At 65.0% G+C, this 15,855-nt stretch carries 14 protein-coding genes; 10 read left to right on the forward strand and 4 right to left on the reverse strand.

From position 1 onward, the window contains the following. Nucleotides 1-113: 113 nt before the first annotated feature. Nucleotides 114-1,835 (reverse strand): urocanate hydratase, encoded by a 1,722-nt coding sequence (gene hutU / locus ACSE4D_RS06575; protein ID WP_436326832.1) that lies wholly within the window; start codon nucleotides 1,833-1,835, stop codon nucleotides 114-116. A 331-nt stretch (nucleotides 1,836-2,166) separates the two neighbouring features. Between hutU and ACSE4D_RS06580 the strand changes: the two genes are divergently transcribed. The 8 genes from ACSE4D_RS06580 to ACSE4D_RS06615 all read left to right on the forward strand — a co-directional run bounded on the left by ACSE4D_RS06580 (nucleotide 2,167) and on the right by ACSE4D_RS06615 (nucleotide 10,798). After that, nucleotides 2,167-3,795 carry an AAA family ATPase gene (locus ACSE4D_RS06580; protein WP_436326833.1) on the forward strand — a complete coding sequence of 543 codons (1,629 nt, stop codon included), beginning with the start codon at nucleotides 2,167-2,169 and terminating at the stop codon, nucleotides 3,793-3,795. After that, nucleotides 3,792-4,718 carry a LysR family transcriptional regulator gene (locus tag ACSE4D_RS06585; protein WP_436326834.1) on the forward strand — a complete coding sequence of 309 codons (927 nt, stop codon included), beginning with the start codon at nucleotides 3,792-3,794 and terminating at the stop codon, nucleotides 4,716-4,718. Before ACSE4D_RS06580 ends, ACSE4D_RS06585 begins: the two co-directional genes overlap by 4 nt. After that, the gene (locus tag ACSE4D_RS06590; RefSeq protein WP_436326835.1) at nucleotides 4,715-5,815 is read left to right on the forward strand and encodes a mandelate racemase/muconate lactonizing enzyme family protein; all 1,101 of its coding nucleotides are present in this window, start codon (nucleotides 4,715-4,717) and stop codon (nucleotides 5,813-5,815) included. Before ACSE4D_RS06585 ends, ACSE4D_RS06590 begins: the two co-directional genes overlap by 4 nt. A 56-nt stretch (nucleotides 5,816-5,871) precedes the next feature. Beyond that, nucleotides 5,872-6,147: a muconolactone Delta-isomerase gene (gene catC, locus ACSE4D_RS06595; protein ID WP_436326836.1), complete on the forward strand. Its 276-nt coding sequence runs from the start codon at nucleotides 5,872-5,874 to the stop codon at nucleotides 6,145-6,147. 109 nt (nucleotides 6,148-6,256) lie between these two features. Then, nucleotides 6,257-7,129, forward strand: a complete 873-nt coding sequence (catA, locus tag ACSE4D_RS06600) for a catechol 1,2-dioxygenase (RefSeq protein WP_436326837.1) — start codon at nucleotides 6,257-6,259, stop codon at nucleotides 7,127-7,129. A gap of 224 nt (nucleotides 7,130-7,353) precedes the next feature. Further along, nucleotides 7,354-8,325, forward strand: coding sequence for a helix-turn-helix domain-containing protein (locus ACSE4D_RS06605; protein ID WP_436326838.1), 972 nt, complete (start codon nucleotides 7,354-7,356; stop codon nucleotides 8,323-8,325). Nucleotides 8,326-8,508: 183 nt separating this feature from the next. Further along, complete coding sequence (locus ACSE4D_RS06610; RefSeq protein WP_436326839.1) at nucleotides 8,509-9,090, forward strand: flavin reductase family protein; 582 nt, start codon at nucleotides 8,509-8,511, stop codon at nucleotides 9,088-9,090. A gap of 121 nt (nucleotides 9,091-9,211) precedes the next feature. Beyond that, nucleotides 9,212-10,798, forward strand: coding sequence for a 4-hydroxyphenylacetate 3-hydroxylase N-terminal domain-containing protein (locus ACSE4D_RS06615; protein ID WP_436326840.1), 1,587 nt, complete (start codon nucleotides 9,212-9,214; stop codon nucleotides 10,796-10,798). 98 nt (nucleotides 10,799-10,896) lie between these two features. Here ACSE4D_RS06615 and ACSE4D_RS06620 read toward each other — a convergent pair whose 3' ends face one another. Beyond that, complete coding sequence (locus ACSE4D_RS06620) at nucleotides 10,897-11,673, reverse strand: response regulator transcription factor (protein ID WP_436326841.1); 777 nt, start codon at nucleotides 11,671-11,673, stop codon at nucleotides 10,897-10,899. 195 nt (nucleotides 11,674-11,868) lie between these two features. Here ACSE4D_RS06620 and ACSE4D_RS06625 point away from each other — a divergent pair, with 195 nt between their 5' ends. Continuing rightward, nucleotides 11,869-12,318 (forward strand): prevent-host-death protein, encoded by a 450-nt coding sequence (locus ACSE4D_RS06625; protein WP_436326842.1) that lies wholly within the window; start codon nucleotides 11,869-11,871, stop codon nucleotides 12,316-12,318. A 6-nt stretch (nucleotides 12,319-12,324) separates the two neighbouring features. Further along, a complete protein-coding gene (locus ACSE4D_RS06630; protein WP_436326843.1) occupies nucleotides 12,325-12,669 on the forward strand; it encodes a hypothetical protein in 345 nt (114 codons plus the stop codon). Between the two features lie 30 nt (nucleotides 12,670-12,699). Here ACSE4D_RS06630 and ACSE4D_RS06635 read toward each other — a convergent pair whose 3' ends face one another. Both ACSE4D_RS06635 and ACSE4D_RS06640 read right to left on the reverse strand, forming a co-directional pair. Next, nucleotides 12,700-13,926 (reverse strand): CaiB/BaiF CoA transferase family protein, encoded by a 1,227-nt coding sequence (locus ACSE4D_RS06635; protein WP_436326844.1) that lies wholly within the window; start codon nucleotides 13,924-13,926, stop codon nucleotides 12,700-12,702. Continuing rightward, nucleotides 13,923-15,800: an acyl-CoA dehydrogenase family protein gene (locus ACSE4D_RS06640; protein WP_436326845.1), complete on the reverse strand. Its 1,878-nt coding sequence runs from the start codon at nucleotides 15,798-15,800 to the stop codon at nucleotides 13,923-13,925. Before ACSE4D_RS06640 ends, ACSE4D_RS06635 begins: the two co-directional genes overlap by 4 nt. Nucleotides 15,801-15,855: the final 55 nt, after the last annotated feature.

Consider the following 15,855-nt stretch of genomic DNA (forward strand, 5'->3'; position numbering starts at 1 on the left):
CCCTCGGCGGCGCTGATCCCCGTTTCGGCCCAGAAAAAGGTGGATAGCCCAGTTTCAAACCTGGGCTACTCACCTTTTTCTGGGCTATTCAGCGTCCGGCGCGGCGGGGCTGCTTACTGCGCGGCGGATTCCTCGTCGCGCTGATCCAGTTCGGGGATCATCGGCACGCGCTGACCGCGGTCTTCGGCCACTTCGGCGGCGCGGTCGTAGCCGGCGTCGACGTGGCGGATGACGCCCATGCCCGGGTCGTTCGTGAGCAAGCGCGCCAGTTTCTTGGCGGCCAGTTCGGTGCCGTCGGCCACGGAGACCTGTCCGGCGTGGATGGAGCGGCCGATGCCGACGCCGCCGCCGTGGTGGATGGAGACCCAAGTGGCTCCCGAGGAGGTGTTGACCAGGGCATTGAGCAGCGGCCAGTCGGCAACGGCGTCCGTACCGTCGAGCATGGATTCGGTTTCGCGATAGGGGCTGGCGACCGAACCGGAGTCGAGGTGGTCACGGCCGATGACGATCGGGGCCGAGATCTTGCCTTCGGCGACGAGCCGGTTGAACAGCAGGCCAGCCTGGTGGCGTTCCTTGTAGCCGAGCCAGCAGATGCGGGCCGGCAGTCCTTCGAACTCGACGTATTCGTTAGCGGCGTCGAGCCAGGTGTGGAGGTGTTCGTTCTCCGGGAAGAGTTCCTTGAGAGCCTGGTCGGTGACTTCGATGTCCTTCGGGTCGCCGGACAGCGCGACCCAGCGGAAGGGTCCGAGGCCTTCGCAGAAGAGGGGGCGGATATAGGCGGGGACGAAGCCGGGGAATTCGAAGGCACGGTCGTAGCCGGCCTTGCGGGCTTCGTCGCGGATCGAGTTGCCGTAGTCGAAGACCTCGGCGCCGCGGTCCTGGAACTCGACCATGGCCTTCACATGCTTGGCCATGGATTCTTCGGCGCGGATGGTGAACTTCTCCGCATCCTGCTCGGCCTCTTCGTGCCAGTCGTCGACACTCACGCCCACCGGCAGGTAGGACAGCGGGTCGTGGGCCGAGGTCTGGTCGGTGACGATGTCGACTTCGGCTGCCTCGGGACGGTCGAGAATGAGCGGGAGGATCTCGGCGGCGTTGCCGACGAGCCCGACGGACAGGGCCTGCTTGTTTTTCTTCGCTTCGATGACCTTGTTCAGCGCGGTGTCGAGGTCAGTCTCGACCTCGTCGAGGTAGCGCTTGGACTTGCGGCGGTCGAGGCGGGTCTTGTCGACGTCGATGATGAGGCAGGCGCCGCCGTTGAGCGTCACGGACAGCGGCTGGGCTCCGCCCATCCCGCCGCAGCCGGCGGTGATGGTCAGAGTTCCGGCGAGGGTTCCGTCGAAGCGCTTGCGGGCGATGGCACCGAAGGTCTCAAAGGTGCCCTGGAGAATGCCCTGGGTGGCGATGTAGATCCAGGAGCCGGCGGTCATCTGGCCGTACATCATCAGGCCTTCGGCCTCGAGCTCGCGGAAGTGCTCCCAGTTGGCCCAGTCTCCGACGAGGTTGGAGTTCGCGATGAGCACGCGCGGGGCCCATTCGTGGGTGCGCATGACGCCGACGGGCTTGCCCGACTGGACGAGCAGGGTCTCGTCGTCCTCGAGGTCGTCGAGGGTGCGCACGATCGCATCATAGGCTTCCCAGGAGCGGGCGGCGCGACCGGTGCCGCCGTAGACGACGAGGTCTTCCGGACGTTCGGCGACCTCGGGGTCGAGGTTGTTCATGAGCATGCGCTTGGGCGCTTCGGTCTGCCACGACTTCGCGGTGATCTCGGTCCCGCGGTCGGCGCGGATGACGCGGGAGGGGTCGTGCTGGGTGAACGACGGCTTGGTGGTCATGGGTTCTCCTTGTCGCTGTGTCCGACGAGGCGGATGCTTGGCTGCCGCTTCGCCGTCGCGCCGAGGTGTGGACTCCCCTGCGCTGTCGGCTCTGACTACACCATCCATTCTGACGACTGGAGCAGAATGCGGAAGTGGCCCGCGTCAAGTTCCGTCCGATATCTCGGACACAGCCGCCTCCACCTCGATTCATTACATCTACTTCTCAATCGAGACGTTTTCGATCCTTTAAATCAAGATGCGAAGCACATAAGCTCATGGGCAATACCTCACCCGGGCCACCCATGCCCCACGATCACGCACCGCCCACACCTTCGAAAGAGGAACAACGATGTTCATCGCACCCACCGCCGTCGTCGCCGACACCGAGTCCGACGCCCTGTTAACGACCCGCACCCGGGCGCAGAACTGGCGGTCGAAGGACATCGGGATCCCGGACCGGGAGCTCACCGACGCGGCACTGGAGGATCTCGCTCACCGGGCGAACATCCTCGGCGAGGAATCCTTCGAACGCACCGTCGCAGCCGTGCGCTCCAGCCGCGACGGCGAATGCCCGGTCATCCCGGACATCGCCTCGGCCGCCGAGATCTTCCGCGAATTCCTGCGTGCCGCCCGCATCGACGGCTGGCTCTATCTGCGCGAATCCGACGGGTATGTCCACCCGTATCTCGTCGTGGGCATCGACGTCGAGCACGGCGACAAAACCCGCGGACCCCGCGTGAAGGTCACCCTCGAAGCCGACAACCCCACGGTCAAACGCCCCTCCCGAGCACCCCGCATCCTCTATTTCGAAGAGACCGAAATCGTCGGCAAGACCCCGGAAGAAGCGCTCACCGCGGCCGGAGCCTTCCGCGAATCCCCCGAACTCAAAGACGAATACTCCCGGCGTCGCGCAGACTTCAAGGAGATCATCGACCACGGATTCGGTTGCCAGTACCTGTTCACGGGACGCGCCATCCGCACCGATGACCACCGTGCGGCCAACCGGCGCAGCGGCCGCAAGGTCGTCAACGACGTCGCCCCCGACGAGATCGCCGGTCTGCGCGGAGTCAGCGCCTCGGTGCTCTTCGACGCCGGCGAATACGGACCGATTCCCCTCCTCACCGCGGTGCGCGTATTCGACCTCGCGGCCCAGGACTATCTCGACGTCAACACCGGAGACCTGCGCGCCTACGAATACGACCCCACCCTCCAGGACAAGCTCGTCCTGCCGCCGGACCAGCGAGAGCTGCTGACCATCCTCACTACCGACATCGAGGTCTTCACCGGCGACATCATCGAAGGCAAGTCCGCCGGCAACGTCATCCTCGCCAAAGGTCGCCCCGGAGTCGGCAAAACCCTAACCGCGGAAGTCTACGCCGAGGTCATCGGCAAACCCCTGTACTCCATCCACTCCGGGTCCCTGGGCATCACGCCGGAGGCCGTGCGGAAGAACCTCGAGATCATCTTCGACCGGGCGAAGCGCTGGAATGCCGTGCTGCTGCTCGACGAGGCCGACGTCTTCGTCCTCGAACGCGGGTTCGACCTCACTCAGAACGCCATCGTCGCGGAGTTCCTCCGCACTCTCGAATACTTCGACGGGCTCCTGTTCCTCACCACCAACCGCACGAACGGAGTCGACGAAGCGATCCTGGCTCGCTGCGCCGCCGTCATCGACTATCAGGCCCCGTCCGCAGACGATGCCCGCCAGATCTGGCAGATCATGGCCGCCGGCAACGAGGTGGAACTCGGCGACGATCTCCTCGACCGACTCGTCGCGGAGTTCCCCGACATCACCGCCCGCGACATCAAGATGGTGCTGCGCCTGGCCCTGCGCATCGCCGCCCACCGAGGCGAACGCCTCGACCTCGACGACTTCGCCCATGCCGCGCGCTTCCGGGGCATCCGGATGACCAGCGCCACGGGCGCGATCGCACCGGCCGGTGCCGGTGATGCGACCGAACTGATCGGCGCCCGATGAAACTCGAGACCCGCCAATTGGAGTACTTCTCCATGGTCGCGCGCGAGAGGCACTTCGGCCGGGCCGCCGAACGCCTCAAACTCGCACAGCCATACCTGTCGCAGCAGATCCGCAAGCTCGAGAGGCAGTTGGGGACCACTCTGCTCAACCGCACCACCCGCTCCGTGTCGCTCACCGATGCCGGCGCCCACCTGCTCGAAGAGGCAGATCGTGTGCTCGCCCACCTCGACGCCCTCGGCAAGGAAGTCCAGCTCATCGGCGCGGGACTGACCGGGCCGCTGCGTCTGGGCTTCACCGGGTCGACGACGTACGGGATCATGCCGCAGGTCGTGCGGCGCACGGCCATTGCCGCACCGAAGCTGCAGCTCAATGTCAGCGGAGAGATGGTCACTCCCCGGCTCGTCGACCGCCTGCTCGACCGCAGCATCGACATCGCTCTGCTGCGTGGAGGCACCCAGGCGAAGGGAGTGAGCAGCAGCGTCATCGGCAGCGAGCCCTCCATCCTCGCCGTGCCCTCGGATTCTGCTCTCGATGCGCCCGAATCGATCACCGCGGCAGAACTCGGCGAGCATGCCCTCGTGGGCTATCCCGAGAAGTCGACGATGTCGGAGATGACCGCGGAATTCCTCGGCCGACATGGTTCGCGCCCCGACTACTCCGTCCGGGCCTCGGAGACGTCGACGCTGATGTCGCTCGTCGCCGCCGGTCTCGGTGCCGCGATCGTCCCCCACACCGCCACCGCCCTCGGCATCCCCGGAATCCGCTTCCGCACCATCGACGAGGCGCCGCGCACCGACCTGACCGTCGTCTGGCGCTCCGATGAGGAGACCCGCACCACCACCCGGATGATCGAGAGCATCACCGAAGTCGTCGGCGAGAACATCGACGACCCCACCGCCGATGAGAAGGAGCAGCCAGCGTGAAGATCACTGGCATCGAAGCCGTCCCGTATCGCGTTCCCATGCGCAAACCGCTCAAGTTCGCCAGCGGCGAGGTCCACCACATCGAGCACGTGCTGCTGCAGATCGTAACCGATGAGGGCCTCGTCGGCTGTGCGGACATCCCGCCGCGCCCCTACACCTACGGAGAGACGAAAGAATCCGTCGTCGGCATCGTCAACGGTGTCTTCTCGGAGGCGCTGCTGGGCGCCGATCCGCTCGACCGTGCCCTCATCCATTCCCGGCTGCACCGCACCATCGGCAACCAGACGGCCAAGGGCGGGGTCGACATCGCCCTGTGGGACCTCATCGGCAAGTCGCTGAACACGCCCGTCCACCGCCTCCTCGGCGGGTTCGCCGATTCGCTCGAGGTCTCCCACATGCTCGGATTCGCCCCCACCGAGGCGGTCGTCGAGGAAGCGCAGAGATTCACCGAGACGTACGGGGTGCGGTCGTTCAAGATCAAGGTCGGCAGACGTCCGGTCTCCCTCGACGTCGAACTCGTCGCCGCTCTGCGAGAAGAGCTCGGCGAGGATGTGCTGCTCTATCTCGACGCCAACCGCGGGTGGACCGCCACCGAAGCCGCGCAGGTGCTCGAGGCCACGGCCGGGCTCGACCTGCGGTTCTTCGAAGAGCCCGACGATGCCGACGAGATCCTCGGCCGACGCCGCCTCGTCGCAGCCTCCACCATTCCGATCGTCGCCGACGAATCGGCACCGAACCTCGGCGCCGCGGCCCGCGAGATCCATACGGGCGGAGCCAGCGCGCTGTCGATCAAGACCGCCCGGACCGGTTTCACCGAATCCCAGAAGATCCTCTCGTATGCCGAGGCGCTCGGCCTCGACGTCCTCATGGGCAATCAGATCGACACCCAGCTCGGCAGCACTGCGACGGTGACCTTCGGGGCGGCCTTCGAACACTCCTCACGGTGGCCGGCCGAACTCTCGAACTTCCTCGACATGGCCGATGACCTGCTCGCTTCCCCGATCGAGATCACCGACGGACGGGTCCGTGCCCCGACCGTGGCCGGCGTCGGCACGATCATCGACGAGGACAAGCTCGCCCGATACCGCATCGACTGAGACCCCGAACCGACCCCTCATCCCGACTATCCGACCCCGACCTCGAAGGAGATAACATGCTCTACCTCGTCAGAATGGACGTCACCCTGCCGCAGGACCTGTCGGCAGACGACACCGCCGATCTGCTGGCCCGTGAGAAGAACTATTCGCAGGAGATCCAACGCGACGGCAGGTGGAAGGAGATCTGGCGGGTCGCCGGCGAGTACGCGAACTACTCGGTCTTCGACGTCGCCGATCACGACGAACTCCACACCATCCTCAGCGGCCTGCCGCTCTTCCCCCATATGAAGATCACCGTCACCCCGCTGGCCGCGCATCCATCCCATATCTGAGGCGGGCAGCCGGCGCTCGCCTGCCCGCTGACGGCCCGCCCGTCAGAGTTCCGCTCACCAAAAATCTCGACGCCGGAACCGATCCGGCACTGTATCAAAGGAGAGACACATGTCAGAGAACAGCTTCACCGCCGAAGTCGACGCCAAGGCCGCCGATTCCGGCGCCAATGCCTCCGCCCAGTTCCGTGAGCGTCAGGCTCGCACGGGCTCCGGCGGAGTCGTCGACCACGAGCGGGTCGATCTGCTGGCCGGAAAGGCCATCAAGGCTCTCAACGACCTCGTCATCGAAGAGCAGGTCAGCTATGAGGAGTACAACGCGCTGAAGGCGTGGCTGATCAAGGTCGGAGAGGACGGCGAATGGCCGCTGTTCCTCGACGTCTGGCTCGAGCACTCCGTCGAAGAGGTCGCCAACGAAGACCGTGAAGGGTCGAAGGGCACCATCGAGGGGCCCTACTATGTCTCGGACTCCCCGGAATTCGCGTGGAACGACACGATCCCGATGCGAACCGATGAGCCGGGCACACCCTTCGTCTTCAAGGGTCAGGTCACCTCCGTCAGCGGGGAGCCGCTGCCAGGGGCCAAGCTCGAGCTCTGGCACGCCGACAACTTCGGCTTCTACTCCCAGTTCGCGCCCGGGCTGCCCGAGTGGAACCTCCGCGGGACCTTCGTGGCCAACGACGCCGGCGAATACGAGATCCACACGATCCGTCCCGCGCCCTACCAGATCCCCACCGAGGGAGCCTGCGGTCAGCTCATCGAGGCCGCCGGCTGGCACGCCTGGCGACCGGCGCACATGCACTTCAAGGTGTATGCGCCCGATCACCAGCTCATCACCTCACAACTGTACTTCCCCGGCGATCCGCACAACGACGATGACATCGCCTCGGCCGTCAAGCCCGAGCTGATGCTCGATCCGCAGCCCAACCCTGATGCTGAGGGTGAGATGGTCACTTACAATTTCGTCCTCGACACCGAGGCCTGAGCCGGCCCGGAAAGCGACGGGGCCCGCGCGCCGAGGCGAGGGTGATCCCGAGGAGAGAGCGCCATGTCGGTGACGAGCACGTCGCCACCGACATGGCGCTCTCGTTGTTGACAGCCGGCGACCTGGGGGGCCGGCGATTCCCAAGACCCAGACGGAGAACAGCGCATCCACTTCTCGCAGACGCAATCAGTCGACAACTCCGAGCAACCGACAGGAGAGAAACGATGACGAGCACAGAAGATTCTCATCCGGCCGCGAGCCGGCTCAGCTTCACGACCTCCCATATCCCCAGTCGCGACCGCATCGAGTACTGGGAGGCACACAATGCGAAGGCGCTCATCGGTCTCGACATCCGCACCTTGGAAGATGCCGTCCTCACTGCCGAGGAGATCAATCTCCAACTTCCGAAGCTGAGGTTCGCCGGTGTCCGGGGTTCTTCGCAGATCGTCGAGCGGTCGCAGCGACTGATCTCCGAATACCCGACGGGAGACATCGCCATCTTCTTCGCGATCCACGGCGAAGCGTTCTTCTACCATTCGAAAGGCACACTCTTCCTCCGCCCCGGTCAGGCAGTCATCTACGACGCCGATCGGCCGTTCGTCCGCGGATTCACCGCCGGACTCTACGAACTCGTGCTCACCATCCCGCGCGATGATTTCACCCATCTCACCGGCGGCATGCAGCTTCCGGAGCCGCAGGTCATCGATTTCGCCACCGGGTCGGGTGCCCCGTGTGCGAATCCGACCGCCACAGCCCTGGCCTCGCTCATCGACACCGCCCTGCGCACTCCCCCGGACGACCTAGCTCGCATCGAAGAGGAGTCCCTCGAACTCGTCGACCGGATGGTGTCCCGCACGCAGGACGCCGACAGAGACACCTTATACAGACGAGCAGTACGAGAGATCGAAAGCCGCTTCGGCGAGGGCTCGCTCGACCGATCCGATGTCGCCTCAGCGGTCGGAGTAAGCGAACGTCAGCTCTCTCGACTCTTCGCCGCGCGCGACGAGACCTTCGCCTCCCACCTGCAGCGCCATCGGGTGGGGACTGCCGAGAAGCTGCTCGAATCAGAGCCTCATACGACCGTCGCCGAGGTGGCACGACGTTGCGGATTCACCTCTCCGTCCCACTTCTCCCAGGTCTTCAAGGCCCATGCCGGGATGACCCCGCTCGAACGGCGGCGCTCCGTCGTGCGTTAGTCACCGGAGCTTTCCCCTCTGCGTCTCAATCAATCGCACTGAGATATCGCGTTGTCCAGTTCGGGACAGGACCTGTCACACAGAGGACGGCCCCTTCCGTCGAACAGCGTGACCGAGAACACTCGTGGATATCGCTCGCCAGCACCGCCCGACGACGCACGTTCCAAGGAGGGGACGACTTCCATGACTGAGACATCGACAGCTCTCACAGACGGACAGCCGATCGATTCGAAGAGCCTGCGCAACGCGTTCGGCAAGTTCGCCACCGGCGTCACCGTCGTCACCTGTCAGGCTCCCGACGGCAAACCGCACGGTGCCACGGTGAATGCCTTCACCGCCGTATCGCTCGATCCGCCCCTGGCCCAAGTGACGCTGATCCGGGGGAACAAAGCGTCCGAATACCTCGCGGATCGGCCGTTCGCGATCAACATTATGGCCGACGACCAGCTGACCACTTGCCTCAACTTCGCAGGCAAGCCGTCGAAGGAGCCCCTGCAGTGGCGCTGCGCCAGTGAGATCCCGGTGCTCGACGGCAATGCCGCAACCGTCGAATGCCGTCCCTGGAAGATCTACGACGGCGGAGATCACCTCATCGTCATCGGCGAGGTCATCGCGCTGGAGGTCAGCGACAAGGACCCGCTGGTCTTCATCTCCGGCAAGTTCCACCACTCCGGCACTCTCCACGGGGGTGCCCCGTGGGAGGCCTCCGGGGATTCGATCGCCCACGGCTGGTTCGAAGGCTCGTCGTCGTTCAAGTCCTTCTGAACAGCTGACGCCGGCTTCACCGGCACCCGGCAGTCGGAACGACGTGCGCGCACTCGGCCGATGCCTCCCACTCCCGTGTCCATCAACGCAGATTCACCACACCGAGGAAAGGACGGTCATCATGACCATCGAACAGAACACACAGGACTCCATGTCCGAACGAACCACCCCGGCCGACCCGACACTGCCCATGACCGGGGACGAGTACATCGAGTCCCTCCGTGACGGCAGGGAGGTCTACATCCACGGCGAGCGCGTGGACGATGTCACCACCCACCCGGCCTTCCGCAACTCGGTACGCATGGTCGCCCGGCTCTACGACGGCTTCCATGACGAGGCCACCGCAGACAAGCTCCTGGTCGACACCGACACAGGCAACGGGGGCAAGACCCACCCCTTCTTCAAGATGCCGAAGTCCGTGGACGATCTGCGGGAGAGCCGCACCGCGATCGAGGAATGGGCGAGGATGTCCTACGGCTGGCTCGGCCGCTCCCCCGACTACAAGGCCTCCTTCCTCGGCACCCTCGGCTCGATGCCCGATTTCTACTCTCCGTATCAGGATAACGCGCTGCGCTGGTACAAGGAGTCACAGGAGAAAGTCCTCTACTGGAACCACGCGATCATTAACCCGCCGGTCGACCGCCACCTGCCGCCGGACGAGGTCAAAGACGTCTTCATGAAGGTGGAGAAGGAGACCGACAACGGCGTCATCGTCTCGGGCGCGAAGGTCGTGGCCACCGGCTCGGCCATCACGAACTTCAACTTCATCTCCCACTACGGACTGCCGATCAAGCGACCCGAGTACGCGCTGATCTGCACTGTGCCGATGGATGCTCCGGGCATCAAGCTCATCTCGCGCACCTCGTACGCACAGAACGCCGCCGTCACCGGCACTCCCTTCGACTATCCGCTGTCCTCGCGGATGGACGAGAACGACGCCGTCTTCATCTTCGACAAGGTCTTGGTTCCCTGGGAGAACATCTTCGCCTACGGTGACCCCGATCAGATCAACGGATTCATGCCGAAGACCGGGTTCATCGAGCGCTTCACCTACCAGGGCTGCATCCGCCTGGCCGTCAAGCTCGACTTCATCGCCGGACTGCTGCTCAAGGCACTTGAGATCGCGGGCACCCAGGACTTCCGCGGCGTGCAGGCCCGAGCGGGTGAGGTCATCGGCTGGCGCAATATGTTCTGGGCCCTCGTCGACGGCATGATGCTCAACCCCGATGAGGGACCCAACGGCTCCGTGTTGCCGAAGATGGACTACGGCATGGCCTACCGCATGTTCATGGCGCACGGCTACGCACGCATCAAGGAGATCATCGAGCAGGACGTGGCATCAGGGCTCATCTACCTGCCCTCAGGTGCACAGGATTTCAAGAACGCGGAGATCCGCCCGTACCTCGACAAGTACGTCCGCGGCTCCAATGGGGTGCAGGCCGTCGACCGGGTCAAACTGATGAAGCTGATGTGGGACAGCATCGGCTCGGAGTTCGGCGGACGACACGAACTCTACGAGCGCAACTACTCGGGCAACCATGAGAACGTCCGCGTCGAAATGCTTATGAATGCGAAGAACAACGGAACCGTCGACACCATGAACGGCATGGTCGAACAGTGCATGAGCGAGTACGACCTCGACGGCTGGACCGTTCCCGACCTGTTCAACAGCGACGACGTCAACGCCTACATCCGTCGCAACACCTGAGGCTCAAGGCAGCTTCGGCTTCCCGCAAGTAACGAGTGCCCCCGGCATCATGCCGGGGGCACTCGTCGCCTCGATCCCGCTCTTCCTCCCGCACGGATTCACACTTCGGGCATGCCGTCGCCGAGGTGGACCGCCGCCAATTCCGTGCGCGACCGGATCCCGAACTTCTCGTAGATGTGTGTGAGGTGGTACTGCACCGTCTTCTCCGCGATGAACAGCCGGCGTGAGACCTCGGCATTCGTCATGCCCTGGACGACGAGGTCGGCCACGGACATCTCCTGCAGCGTCAGGACGATGGTGTCCACGCCCTCCGGCGCGACGGGACTCCCGTCCGGGTCGGGACTGCCTCGCCACGCCATGCCGGTGGCACGCAGCTCCCGGTCGCAGCGTCTCAGCTGGGCCTCGGCGCCCACCCCTTCGTAGAACTCCCGCGCCCGGACCAGGCTCTCGACGGCATCACGACGGCGATTGGCTCTTCTCAGCATCTGGCCGCGGCTGAACAGCACCTTCGCCACGGTCGTGTCATTCTGGCCGTCCATGAGAATCGTCAGCGCGCGGTCGAAACCGCGCTCCGCCTCGGCGAGGTCACCGGCGTCCTGTGCCGCCCTGGCCTTCGCCGCCTCGGCGCACCCGCGCATATAGGCACCCGATGTAGCGGCATGGGCGTGGAAGCTGTCGGCGATCCCGGCGGCCTGTTCACTCCGTCCCACGGCGATGAGGGCATCGACGATCTCCCACCCCCAGGGCCAGAAGGAGCTGCGCGAGTCCGTCCACAAGTAGACGTCGAGCAGGGGCCGCAGAGCAGCGGCCCGACCGTCGTGGTCTCCGCGAAGATCGGCGGCGACGGAGCGTGCCAGACGGGCCGGCACCTGCATCGCCAGATAATCGCTGAGGATGGCGTCTCCGCGGCCGCAGCGCTTCGTCCCATTCGCCGAGGAGGTACTGGACTCGTGCCAGCCACCCGTAGGCCCACAGCGAGATCCGCAGAGAGCCACGCTCCCGATGGGTCGGTGCAGCGATTGCTCTTGGCTCTCTTGAATTCAGAACACGTTCTGAACTAGAATCAGAGCATGACGACAGAAGCACGTGCCACCTTCAAATCCTCTGAGCTGAGCCGCGGCTCAGCAGAGGTATTTGCTGCCGCGTCCGACCACCCTGTTGTCGTCACTCGCCGCGATGCGGAACCTCTGATCCTCATGTCGGAACGAGAAGACAGCGCACGAAACCAGCTGCTTGAGATCGCCGCTCAACTCATCGGTGCGGCAACCCGCAGCGATGGAGACCTCACGCAGTTCATGACCGACCAATTTCCGTGGATGCTCGCGCTCTCGGAACAGGATCGCAACGAATGTGCCCGCGAGGTTCTCGACGCCGCCCGCGCAAGCTTCTCCGTCGGACAGTCCCACCTTGCCGTCTCCACTCTCACATCATGGCGAGAAACGGCAGAAGCGTTGGCCGCCGGCCTTGGCTCGGAAGACATAGATTGGCTCGATGACCCTGAACCAGTCGCGCGTCCGTGACGTGAAATGGCCAAGGAATCAAAGGTCGATCGGCCGACGAAGAAGAGTGAGTACGACCTGAGGTTCGCAACTCGCCAGGCCAGCAGAGCATGGCGCGATCTATGCGCAACAACCCGTGGGCCGATGGCTGACGCCTGGGATTTCCTCACCAGAACGCCGCTCGAGATCACCCCGACGAATTACCCATTGAAGGGCGATCTGGCACGCATCGTCCGGCAAGGAGCTTCCTTTGAACGATGGCAGCTCAAGCCGACGCTCAAAGGAAGCGCTCGGATCTGGTTCTACGTGAGTGGAGGCACCGTCTACTTGGAGCAAGTCCATACTGCGCACCCGAAGCAGACTGACAACTGAGACCGGCCCACACCCGAACGGCAGATGACCTCAGGCGGACGCATTTCGGCTTGTCGAGATTGCGTACTGCTCAGCATCCGATTGATCGCCGACACCTGCCGACTCGACGTCGACAGAATCTGCGTCGGCCGACTCCCCGCCGCCAGAGACCTCCGCCGATCCCTGCACCGGTGAGATCCGGTAGCTGGCCGGGGTCCGGGCAAGCTTGATCGGCGAGGCCACACCGCGACAGCCGTCTGCCATCTCCACGACCATCTCACGGTGGGCGGTATGCGGGTGCTCGACCACCTCGGCGGCGTTGAGGATCGGTCCGGCGGGCACACCGATGGCCATGAGCTCCTCTGCCAGCTTCTCCGCGGAGGTTTCTGCCATGAGCGCTTCGAGCTCGGTGCGCAGCGCGTCCCGGCTGCCCAGGCGCGCGGCGTTGTCGACGAACCGCGGGTCCTCAGCCAGTCCCGGAACACCGAGGTGGTCGACGAGCCTGGCGAACTGTCCGTCGTTTCCGGCGGTGATGAACACCTGCCCCGCGCCGGTCGCGAACGCCGAGTACGGAGCGATGTTCGGGTGGTCGTTGCCGGTCAGCTTCGGCACCGATCCGCCGCCGAAGAAGTTCGGCAGGTGCGGATGCATCACGGAGATCCCGCAGTCGAACAACGTCGTCTCGACCCGCTGACCGCGCCCGGAAGATACTCGTTCCTGCAGCGCCATGAGCACGCCGAGGGCGGCATTGAGTCCGGTGACAATGTCCACGGCGGGCATGCCGATGCGCATCGGCCCGGTCGACTCATCGCCGTTGACCGACATCAGGCCCGACATCGCCTGGATGATCGCGTCGTAGCCGGGCCGCCCGCCCAGCGGCCCGTCATCACCGAACCCGGTGATCGAGGCGTGCACGAGGCGCGGGTAGCGGTGCGGGATGTCCTCGACGGGGTCGAGTCCCCATTTGGCCAGGGTCCCGGTTTTGAAGTTCTCGACGAGCACATCGGCACCGGCCAGCAGCCCGTGCAGCGTCTCCTGTCCCTCAGCGGTGCGCAGGTCAAGTGTCATCATCTGCTTGTTGCGGTTGATCCCGGCGAAGTAGCTCGAGACCTCGGGGGCCACGAACGGCGGACCCCAGGTGCGCGTATCATCGCCGGCCGGCGGTTCGACCTTGATGACCTCGGCGCCGTGATCGGCCAGGATCTGCGTGCAGTAGGGCCCACCGAGGATGCGCGAGAGATCGACGACCGTGATCCCGGCGAGTGCCCCCGCGCTCATTCGGCACTCCCGCCGTGGCGCGCAGCTCCCTCGTCGTCGGGTCGACCGAAGCCGCCCTCGCCATCGGGCCGATCGAGACTCCCCTCATCGTCGGATCGGCCGCAACCGCCCCCGCCGAGGATGTCCTCCACGGCCGCGAACGCTTCGTCCCGGCCCATGCCGACATCGTCGATGAGGGTGTCGAGGACGGCATCGTCTTCGACGACGGGCACCAGCGGATCCTGCGGCATCAGCTTGTGCTTGAGCACCAAGGAGGCGGTGACGAGGCGCGACCAATCGCCGCGATCGGCACCGACCCGGGCGCCTTCCCAGGCCATGATGACCGCGGTCACGAGGTTGTAGGTCGCGGTCGCCAGCTGGCGCACGCGCGCCTGATCTGCACCTTCGGGCGTGGATTCGATCCGCTGCCGCAGCTTCGAACTCAGCGTGCTCACCTGCTCATGGAACACGGTCGGGAGGTCGGCCACCTCGGCGAGGAGATTCTCCAGGTGGAGGAACAGCGGCCCCAGCGCACCCGAGCGGTGGGCGGCGCGGATGACATCGAGGGCGACGATGTTCGAAGTGCCCTCCCAGATCGATCCGAGCTGGGAATCGCGGAAGACGCGGGCGTCGCCGTATTCCTCGATGTAGCCGACTCCGCCGCGGATCTCCATCGCGTCCGCGGTGACCTTGCGGGCGTCGCGGGTGGCGCGGAACTTGATGAGCGGGGTGAGGATGCGCAGAACCGAGGCGGCTTCGGCGTCACCGGCATCGGCCCGGGCGAAGACGTCCGCCGTGTGCAGGGAGATCGACAGCGCCTGTTCCGTGGTCGTCATGATCTTCGCGAGCTGGCGACGCTGCAGAGGCAGCTTGCTCAACGTCGAACCGAAGGCTTCGCGATTGCGGCAGATGAACTTCGACTCGCCGAAGGCCCGCCGCATGAGGCCGGCCGCGCGCACGGCGTTGGACAGGCGGGAGGAGTTGACCATATCGGCCATCTGCACGAATCCGCGTCCGATATCGCCGACGAGGTAGGCCGTCGCTCCCTGCAGGCTCATCTCGCCGCTGGGCATCGACCGGGTGCCGAGCTTGTCCTTAAGGCGGACGATGCGCATGGAGTTCGGCGAACCGTCCTCAAGAGTGCGCGGTAAGAGGAAGAGTCCGATGCCTTTGATTCCGGGCTGTGCACCCTCGGGGCGGGCGAGGACCATGGCGAGTTCGGCGTCGGCGTTCGAGCAGAACCACTTCTCACCGGTCAGCGCCCAGGTGCCGTCGCCGTTGTCGACGGCCGTGGTCGTCGCCCGGCCGACGTCGGAGCCGGCGTCCTGTTCGGTCATGAACATCGCGCCCTGGGTCAGGGTGTCGACATCGGTGCTCGTCAGTCCGCCGATGAAGCGCTCGACGAGTTCGGGTGAACCGTACTTGCGCAGGGTGCGGGTGAGCGAGTCGGTCATGTTCACCGGGCACAGCAGCCCGAATTCCGCCTGCGTGAACAGGTAGACGAGGAGGTATTTGACGATCGGCGGCATCGGTTCGTCCCAATCGAGGACACCGGGCCGGTGGCTCATTGCGGCCAGTCCGAGTTCGCCGAAGGCGACTTCCTGCAGGCGCCGGTAGGCCGGATGGATTTCGATCGACTGCTGATCGGCGCCGTTGCGGGTGCGGTGCTTGAGCACCGGAGGGTTGACGTCGGCATCGTGAGCGAGGTCGTCGAGCTCTCCGCCGAGGCGGGGCCCGAGGTCTTCGAACACCGGCCGGAGGTGCGCGAGCAGCTTCTCGTCGAGGTAGAGCGGCAGGAGATCCTTCAGCGACCGGTCGTCGGCGAAGCGGTCGATGCCGTAGCTGTCCGGCACGGGGGTCATGGTCGTATCGGGCGACGAAGCAGTCTCACGCAAGATAATCTCCTTTGATGGTTTCTTCGACCGTATGCCCGAGAACCTGGGGCTGACA

This window comes from Brevibacterium sp. FAM 27836 (assembly GCF_051351055.1).
GTDB lineage: Bacteria > Actinomycetota > Actinomycetes > Actinomycetales > Brevibacteriaceae > Brevibacterium.